Consider the following 8182-nt stretch of genomic DNA (forward strand, 5'->3'; position numbering starts at 1 on the left):
TGGAAGCAATCCCGGCTGGATACTGACCCACTCGACTCAAACCGGGACCTAAAATCTTCTGCCGCGCAGACTCCTAGAGGGGTACGCCCGCGGATTGCAAGGGGATTGCCGGTTCAGCCCAGCCCCGCTTCCAGCCAGGCGACCCACTCGCGGATGGCGGCGGCGTCCGCCTCCTGGCCAGCTTCCAGCAACACGGCGCGTTCCCGCTCCGTGGAATCCAACGGCTCGCGGTTATCCAGGTAGCCCTCGTTCTCCAGATAGGCTGCCAGTTCCCGCAGTTTGTTCGTCTGGAAACGGGCTACACCGCCGCTCTCTAGAGATGCCAGAAGCGCATTCGGATCGCCCCCGAGGCTCTCCGCCAATTCCGACACCGGATCGATGAACTTGGCGGTGACAGCCCCCGAGGCTTCCAGCACATTCCGGTCCACCGGCGAACCACGTCCCCGCTGCCAGACCTCCACCCAGACACGGGCTACGCGGCAGCGGGCATTCAGTGACTGCCGGTACGCCGGATCCTCAACGGCACTGGCGCCCGCGGGTTGGGACAGCAGTGCTTCCAGGCGCCCGAGACGATCCACGCGCCAGTCCTGGATCAGGTGGTGAGCAAGAGCCAGGTCGTCCCGCAGGAGATGGAAAACTGGGATGGCGCCAGCTCCTCGCGCGGGACGGATCTCAGGAACACCGACTTTCGCAGCCCAATCCCCGGGGGTAACACCTTCTGGCGATGGCAGGGTTTCGCGAGCAGGCAACTCATAGGTCCCCGGCGCCGGCACTTCCCTGCCCTGCCGCAGCGCCTGGAGGTCAATGTGTGTAACAGGGGTTCCCAGAGCCTGTTCCCAGAGCGTCCGGTCATTGGGCTCGGCGGAGAGATAGATCACCTGCCGGCCTTCATCCTCAACCAATGTCTGGAGGCTGGCCGCAATCGCCCGGAAACGTTCAGGGTCCGAGGTGGTCAGCACCTCATCAAGGAAGATGGGCAATGGCTCGCTCTCCTGCTCAAGGGCCCGGACCCAGGCCAGGCGCAGGGCCATCAACAGCTGCATGTGGGTCCCGGTGGACAGTTCCGACAGGGTCTGGTCCCGTTCCTGAATCCGGTCTCGGATCCGGAAATGGCCCTCTTCGTCCATCCGGAGGTCATATCGGTGATGCGTGAAGCGGGCGAACCGCTCCCTTGCGGCTGCCAGGACGGCAGGTTCGTGTTCGCTCCGGTGGGCTGCGTCCACCTGCCCCAGAAGGAATTGCCCCGCTGCGGCCACCATGGTCCCATCAAACGCATCCTGCAGCGCATCCCTGGCGCGGTCCCGCTCAAAGCGGGCCTGTTCCAGTGTCCTGTCCCGTCCAGCCTGGTCCAGGCGGGTGGCCAGTTCGCTGCGTTCCTCGAGCAGTTGCTCGTATTGGCCGGCCTCCTCCTGGAACGCCGCCAGGCGTTGCTCCAGGCCCGCCTGGTCATTGGCCTCCACCAGGGCAACCAGCTCCGGATCGTCCTCGAGCGTCCCTGCCTGTTCCGTTTCGGCCCAACGCGCTGCCGCCAGTGATGCCGTAACCTCTCGATAGCGCTCAAGCTGACCGCACAGCGATTCCAGCGCGGGGCGATCGCCCTCGGCCAGACCCAGTCCATGGTAGAGCGCGGCAATGGCCGCCACCTGTTCGCTGTGCTCCGCCGCCAGCTCCTCATGGTGGGTCTGGAGGCGGGAAAGTGTCTGCTCCGCCTCTTCTACGGTATCAACGCGCTGCTTCAGGTCATCCACCGCCGCCCTCAAACCGGCGAGGGTTTCATCCCCGGGGGCCAGCTTCTGTTGCTCGAGGAGGCGATGGACGGGCGCCAGCTCAGCCTCAATGGCGTCATTCAGGCTGTTAAGCCTTTGTTCCAGCTGGGCGCGCTCCGTGCGGGCCTGATCCAGGTCCGCCGCCAGCTTGAGAAAGCGGGCGGCGCTTTCACCGGCCAGAGAGGGATCAAAGCCAACCGCTTCGGCCAGGGCCTGCTTGTTGCCCTCCAGCTGGGATTGCTGCTTTTCAAGGGTCTCAATTTCCGAGGCGTGGGCGCGTGCCTTCTGGGCCAGCTCCTGCTGGTCAACCGCCGTAGCCAGTTCATCTTCCAGCTGCTCCAGGTGCGCGGAGACATTGTCTGGCTGCCATTCGTCCAGTGTTACGCCGGCCTCTTCCGCCCGGCGCCTGGCGTCGCGCGCCGTGACCACGAGACCAATGCACTGTTGTGCGGACCAGCCCGCCGCCGCCAGTGCCACCAGCGCCGGCGCCCAGCTCAGGGAAGAACCCTGAAAAAGGCCCATGGCAGCGGCGATAGCCGCCGCCACCATTGCCACCAGGGTGCCACCCACCAGACCACGTCGACGGGCTGGTTCCAGTTGACGCAGCCAGTGGCGCAGCTGGCGGATACGATTGCGTAGAAGCTCCGGGTCCTGGTGTTCCGATCCGGTCTGCTCCAGGCACGCCTCCAGTTCCTGAAGCCGGAGGTGCACCCGTTTCAATGAGTCCGCCATCTCGGCTGCCTGGTTCACAGCCTCCGGCGTGGGCTCCGGGGCCCGGCCCTCAGGTGGCTGTAACGTTGCGGCGGCCTGGGATTCGCGCGCCCGGGCTTCATCCAGACGTTCCTGGATGCCATCCCGCTCCGCCCTCTTTCGGTCCGCCTCTTCCAGGTGCTGGCGGCAGGCATCCAGTTCCGGAGCGCCGGGGGCGGCGCCTTCCAGCCCAGCGCCCTGACGCTTCTGGCGCGCTTCTTCCTGCTGGCGACGGTTATCCCGGAGCTGCTGGGCCAGCCGGTCGCGTTGGGTCTCCAGCTGCGCCAGCCGATCCAGCTCACCTCCGTTCAGGCGGCTGATCACCTCCGGCAGTTCAGCCAGCGACTGCTCCGCGGCCCGGCGCCTCTGGCGTGCCTGCAGCCACTCCAGTGCCTGCTCGGTCCGGCTCACGCCGGTCTGCGCCGCGCGGGCGGTTGCAATCCGCTGATCAAGCTCAGCAAGCCGGTGTCGCTGCTGGTCAAGCTCCGAATAGGCGCGCTGGCACCTGGCCAGGGCCTGCTCCTTATCACGGAGGGCCTTGGCCTCGGGCTGCCCTCGGCGGGGACGGACCTCGAACGAGGGATCGCGCCGCAGTGCTTCCAGATCAAAGCCGCCAGCAAGTTCGCGCTGGAGCTGGGCCCGTATGGTGCTTTCGGTCGCCCCAGCCTGCAGCAGGTCGTTCATCGAGAGCCAATAGCAGCGCAGGAAGTCACCGGCGGGCAGCGGGGGCGCATCCACGGGCTGGCCGTCGCGTTGCCAGACCACCTGCTCACCACTGCGGCTCACGGTAAGCACGGCGTCATCGCGGCGGAATCGGGCTTCCAGTGTCACGGCGCCATTGGGGCTGTCCGAGCCGGGTGCTACCAGGAGACGCAAGGCGCGAACAAGACTGCTCTTGCCCGAGGCATTGGGGCCGGTCACCAGGGTAAAGCCTGCATCGAAGCCTTCAATACTGAGGCGATCACCGAAGCCCGGAAGCTGAGTAATGACCAGTTTGTCCAGTTCCATCAGGCAGCCCTCCCCTGCGCCAGCAAGCCTTCCAGAGCCGCCATGCCGCCACGTCTGAGCCAATCAACCGCATCGGCCTCGGAAATGGCCTGGCTGGGCAATGCCTGCCACTGGGAGCGCTCCGCCTGCTGGCGGAGGTGTTGCTGGGCTTCCTGGATCAGGGCCTGGCGCTCTGGATCGTCCTTGTCCCGGTCAAGCAGAAGCAGCCGCTGGGCAAGCAGGCCCACCGGATCCCCCCTGCGGGCCAGTTCCGTCAGATCAATGGTTGGCTGGACGCTGTAGCGCAACGTCTCGACAAAGTAATGGATGCGGCCACTGCCAGCGTGCAAGGCATCCAGCGATTCCTGTTCCATCAGCTGGCTAACCCCGGTCCCCATGTCCGTCCGGCCACTGAAGACCACCCGTAAGGCCACCGCCTCCGGCGGCATCCGGTGGTCCATGAGGGCGTCATCAAGCGCGTGGACCGCGGACTGGAGACGCTCCCGGGCATCCTCCGGCGCTGCAATACCGGTCAGGTCGACGCTGAGCCGGTCCCAGTGCAGGGGTGCAAGGCACCACTGGGTCACCCGCTGCACGCCGCCGCCATCCAGCTCAAACAACCAGGGGCCGCGCGGCCCCGCCTCACCGGGATCAAGACCGGTGGCAGACCCCAGATACCCGTTGGGAGAAGCCGCCGTCAACGCATCCGGCTTATGGATGTGGCCCAGCAGCCAGCCATCGAGACCGGCACCGGTCAAATCCGCCGAGCTCACCGGCGCATAGGGGCTGGCTGGCTGATCCCGGTCCGCGTGGAGAATGCCAAGGTTAATGCCGGGTCCGCGTGCCAGACTCACGCCCGCCAGGGGGCTCTCGCGGTACCGGGCCGCCGGGAAGGACCAGCCGTGCAGGGTCAGGGGTGTGCCCTCCGGCGCCAGAGTGAGTGATTCCCATTCACCACCACGCCCCAGCAGCTCGAAGCCCGGAAGCTGATCCGCCAGCCTGGGCAACACCCGGTAGTCGTGGTTCCCTACAACGCCAAGAATGCGGATATTGGCCGCCAGCAGGCGCTCAACACCGGTGGCCAGTTCCCGGTAGGCCTCAAAGAAATCATCCTCATCCTCCACCACATCGCCCGCCAGCACCACCGCATCAACAGCCGCTTCAAGGGCCTGGTCCACAATACGGCGCCAGGCGCCAGCGGTGCCCAGCTCGGCCGAGCGTCCGGTCAGCTCATCCGGCAGTCGGCTGGGGCGAGCGCCCAGGTGCAAATCACCAACGGCGAGGAGGGAGAATGTCATGGAATGGCAGCTCCAGCGTTTTCAGTGGCTCAGAAGGCCTTCATCCTGCTAATCTCCTTACCACAATTCAATGATTTTCACGGATGACCATGACCACAGAACGTTTTGCCTATTCCCCCACGGCCCTGAGAACGGCCTATAACTGGATTCTGGTGGGGGGACCGATCCTGGTCTTCGTCGCCATCAGCGTTGTCCTGGCAACAAGTGCTGCCAGCAATGACGCCGCGTTACTTGACGCCCTTCTGTACACAGAAGACGGTGGCATCGACTGGGAATTTGCGGCTCTGATCACCCTTCTCCCAGTGGTTTTTGCTGTACTCCTGCTCATTAAGCAGGGGCGCGTCAGCCTGGACGATCACGGCCTCCAGCTCTATATGCCACGGGCCAGCGGTGCCGGTCTGGTGGGATTGACCACGGGCAGCCACAGCCTGAGCTGGGAGCAGGTGCGCTCCTTCCGGACGGAATGCCCGGCTCGTGCCCAGAACCTTGCCAACGGCCTTGCCGGGGCAAGACTTGTCATCAAGACCGACGGCGGCGAATACCGCCTTCAGCCCTACCACTATGTGGCGCTGGAAGGGCCGGACCATCGCATGGGGTTCCGGGAGATGCTGCGCAAACCGGCACTGCACCTGGAGACGCTCGTTAATAACGCGCCCTTGGTACAGGCCGTGCGCGAGCGCGCCGGTGAGCAGCTGGAGGTAGCGGCCGACGCTGAAGACCCACAATCCGTGGAACTGCCCGCTGGCGCCAACTATAACCTGCTCCATCACGGCGGCATGGTGACCCAGCTGGTACTTCTGGGCCTATTGGGCGGTTATGCGCTCGTGGACTTCCTGTTGCTGACGCAGTACTGGATGGTGGGGGCGGTTCCGGTACTGCCCTTTGTGGCCAGCGGTGTTGCTGCGGCAGCGCTGGCCATGGCGCTCGGGCGGGGTGCGCCCGTGGCGGAACGTGTGGGCGTTGCCGTAATGGTCGTGGCCGCTGCCCTGGCCGCCACCTACCCGGGGTTGATGCGCCACGCCCTGGTGAGCGCACCGCAACCTGAAGAGCTCAGCTACCGAGCGGTTGAAACAGCGGTTTTTGAGCACCCACGAGCTCCCACACTGGATTTCAGGGGCCGTAACCTGGACGCTTTCTGGGAGCAGGCCGCCCCACCCGGGACACGTTACCCATTCCGCGTGCATTCCGCGAAGACCGGCGTTCAGGTCCTGGACCTGCATCCTGTTCATGCGCAGACGCGGGATTTCTACGAGACGCGCAACGACGGGTAACGCTCAAAAGCCAGCAACGTCTTCTATGAGCCGTCCCGAGCCTTTAGAGTACCGTTATGGGTATCAGCGGCTTTGCAGCAATCCGGCGCCAGTACGGGTTCCGTAGCATTGGCATCGGCAACTGGGTTAAATCCGAAGAACAGGAGCGGGCCGCGCACCGGTTTGCCGCGGCGCTGGATGATCTCAAGGCCATCCTGGGCGGGCCTGAGGCACTGGTCTCACTGCGCGGCCACCTTTCGCTGGAATACGGCATCGGCGGACAACGTGGTGTGTCCGCGCACTACACGCCAGCCAAGCGCAGCCTGTCACTGGCCAAGAACGCGGGCGCCGGAAGCCTGGCGCATGAGTGGTTTCATGCGCTTGACCATTACCTTGCAGCCCATGCCTTCAGGGAAGCGCCAGGGGACTGTTTCGCCAGCGCCGCCTGGCTCAGGGAACTTGCCCCCGTAGCGCACCCGCTCAACCGGCTGCTGTTCCAGTGTTTCCGGGTGATCCTGGTGAGCGATGACGGCGACGAGCCCAGCGCGCTTTTCAGTGCCTCCGCGCGCATGGACCGCACGCTGGGTGTTCACTACTACAGCCGCCCTGAAGAAATGGCTGCCCGGGCCTTCGAGGCCTTTGTACAGGATGCGCCAGGACACAGCCCCTTCCTGGTCAGCGGCACACGCCAGTCCGAAGAGGCACGCGCCGGATTGTATCCGCAGCATCCACAGCGCCAGCGCATCAACGACGCCTTCAGCGCCTATTTCGCAAGTCTGGGCCGGGCCCTGTACAGGGAATCCCCAAGCCCCGGTGCCAGACCTGCTTGACTTGAAAGGCATGATCAGGCGTCTTCTGCCCCACACCATTCACTCCAACAACGAGGTAAACACCAATGGCACGAATCCCCTATGCAGAAAAAGGCCAGGAAGCGGAGACCGCCACACCAGTCTATCAACAGATGGAGCAGGCCATGGGCGTGGTGCCCAATGTGGTCAAGCTCCTCGGCCATTCCGGCCCCGCAACACAGGGCATTGGCACCTTGCTGGATCTCTATTTTGGCCAGCTCTCCATCAGTAACCGTCTGCGGGAAATCGCCTACCTGACGGTGTCACGGCTCAACGGCTGTGATTACTGCCAGGGGCACCACGTACCAGCGGGTAAAGAAGCCGGACTACTGGAGGCGCAGATCGAGGAACTGGACGAAGAGGGTTTTGACAGTGGGCTTTTCTCGGAACCCGAGAGAGCGGTTATCCGCTTTGCCTACGAGACCACCCGTGATGTGAAAGCCTCGGACGAAGCCATGGCGGACCTGAAGACCCATTTCTCGAACCAGGCCATCGCGGAGATCACGTTTGTGGTGGCCTCCGGCAACTTCATACAGCGCGTGGGTAAGAACCTGGAGGTTGAGCTGGAAGGCTGAGCAGCAGCGGCAGGCCATTGCCTGCCGTCCGCCAATCCAACCTGGCAGCTTCAGCGATAGAACACCGCCAGCCAGACCGTCACGCGCGCTGGATCAGTCCAGCTGACACGGTGCCTTGAGCCGGCCGGAATGGTCAGGTGATCGCCCTTTTGAAGACGAAATTCCGGCCCCTGCTCAAACAGCACGGTTCCCTCACCTTCCAGCACGACCACCCATTCATGCTCGTCCTGGTCGTACCAGCCCTGCTCCGGCGACGTCTGCCCTTGCGATACAATGCGCTCGATGCGGACATGCTGGGATTCAAGGATCGACTCAAACACTTCCGCCTCAAGGTCGCCCGGCAAATCGGATAAAAGATTATTCATAGCTCTGACTCATTACTACTGCCAACAGCCCATCAAGCCGTTGGCTGGAATCATGATCTTTATCCGGAATCATACAAACCTCATAGCGCCCGAACAGCTTATAACGATTTAACGCGATACGGTCGTAAAGCCAGTCCCGAATGGCCGAGGGAACAACCCAGCCAATACAGGCGAATGGCCACGGCCAAGGTAAGCGACGCATTACCCTAAAGAACGCAGAAGACTTAATGTAGATGTTAGGCCCTTCAGCAAGCAGCATTGTCTCGTACCTGAATCAGTGACTTCGCAGGCCAATATACCCCGCAAAGCGCAAGCTGGGCTAATACGGGCAAAATCTGAATAG

The 8182-nt window shown here is 63.7% G+C and carries 7 protein-coding genes; 3 read left to right on the forward strand and 4 right to left on the reverse strand.

Features of this window, described 5'->3' with window-relative positions:
• Window positions 1-113: 113 nt before the first annotated feature.
• Both AC1RQI_RS15835 and AC1RQI_RS15840 read right to left on the reverse strand, forming a co-directional pair.
• Entirely contained in the window at window positions 114-3524 is a 3411-nt protein-coding gene (locus tag AC1RQI_RS15835) for a hypothetical protein (protein WP_481905583.1), read from the reverse strand.
• Entirely contained in the window at window positions 3524-4801 is a 1278-nt protein-coding gene (locus AC1RQI_RS15840; RefSeq protein WP_481905584.1) for a metallophosphoesterase family protein, read from the reverse strand. The genes AC1RQI_RS15835 and AC1RQI_RS15840 overlap by 1 nt, the downstream gene beginning before the upstream one ends.
• Before the next feature lie 83 nt (window positions 4802-4884).
• On the opposite strand from AC1RQI_RS15840, the gene AC1RQI_RS15845 reads away from it, so the two are divergent.
• The 3 genes from AC1RQI_RS15845 (at window position 4885) to AC1RQI_RS15855 (ending at window position 7474) form a co-directional block, all read left to right on the forward strand.
• The gene (locus AC1RQI_RS15845; RefSeq protein ID WP_481905585.1) at window positions 4885-6072 is read left to right on the forward strand and encodes a hypothetical protein; all 1188 of its coding nucleotides are present in this window, start codon (window positions 4885-4887) and stop codon (window positions 6070-6072) included.
• Window positions 6073-6128: 56 nt separating this feature from the next.
• The gene (locus AC1RQI_RS15850; protein ID WP_481905586.1) at window positions 6129-6881 is read left to right on the forward strand and encodes a CLCA_X family protein; all 753 of its coding nucleotides are present in this window, start codon (window positions 6129-6131) and stop codon (window positions 6879-6881) included.
• Window positions 6882-6946: 65 nt separating this feature from the next.
• Window positions 6947-7474, forward strand: a complete 528-nt coding sequence (locus AC1RQI_RS15855; protein WP_481905587.1) for a carboxymuconolactone decarboxylase family protein — start codon at window positions 6947-6949, stop codon at window positions 7472-7474.
• Window positions 7475-7524: 50 nt separating this feature from the next.
• Here AC1RQI_RS15855 and AC1RQI_RS15860 read toward each other — a convergent pair whose 3' ends face one another.
• Both AC1RQI_RS15860 and AC1RQI_RS15865 read right to left on the reverse strand, forming a co-directional pair.
• The gene (locus tag AC1RQI_RS15860) at window positions 7525-7839 is read right to left on the reverse strand and encodes a cupin domain-containing protein (protein ID WP_416634447.1); all 315 of its coding nucleotides are present in this window, start codon (window positions 7837-7839) and stop codon (window positions 7525-7527) included.
• Window positions 7832-8098 carry a thiol-disulfide oxidoreductase DCC family protein gene (locus AC1RQI_RS15865; RefSeq protein ID WP_481905589.1) on the reverse strand — a complete coding sequence of 89 codons (267 nt, stop codon included), beginning with the start codon at window positions 8096-8098 and terminating at the stop codon, window positions 7832-7834. The genes AC1RQI_RS15860 and AC1RQI_RS15865 overlap by 8 nt, the downstream gene beginning before the upstream one ends.
• Window positions 8099-8182: the final 84 nt, after the last annotated feature.

This window comes from Salicola sp. AFF1 (genome assembly GCF_056783195.1).

Coding starts and splice junctions, on each gene's coding strand:
- AC1RQI_RS15835 (WP_481905583.1), bottom strand. CDS start 3,524: ATGGAACTGGACAAACTGGTCATTACTCAGCTTCCGGGCTTCGGTGAT.
- AC1RQI_RS15840 (WP_481905584.1), bottom strand. CDS start 4,801: ATGACATTCTCCCTCCTCGCCGTTGGTGATTTGCACCTGGGCGCTCGC.
- AC1RQI_RS15845 (WP_481905585.1), top strand. CDS start 4,885: ATGACCATGACCACAGAACGTTTTGCCTATTCCCCCACGGCCCTGAGA.
- AC1RQI_RS15850 (WP_481905586.1), top strand. CDS start 6,129: ATGGGTATCAGCGGCTTTGCAGCAATCCGGCGCCAGTACGGGTTCCGT.
- AC1RQI_RS15855 (WP_481905587.1), top strand. CDS start 6,947: ATGGCACGAATCCCCTATGCAGAAAAAGGCCAGGAAGCGGAGACCGCC.
- AC1RQI_RS15860 (WP_416634447.1), bottom strand. CDS start 7,839: ATGAATAATCTTTTATCCGATTTGCCGGGCGACCTTGAGGCGGAAGTG.
- AC1RQI_RS15865 (WP_481905589.1), bottom strand. CDS start 8,098: ATGCTGCTTGCTGAAGGGCCTAACATCTACATTAAGTCTTCTGCGTTC.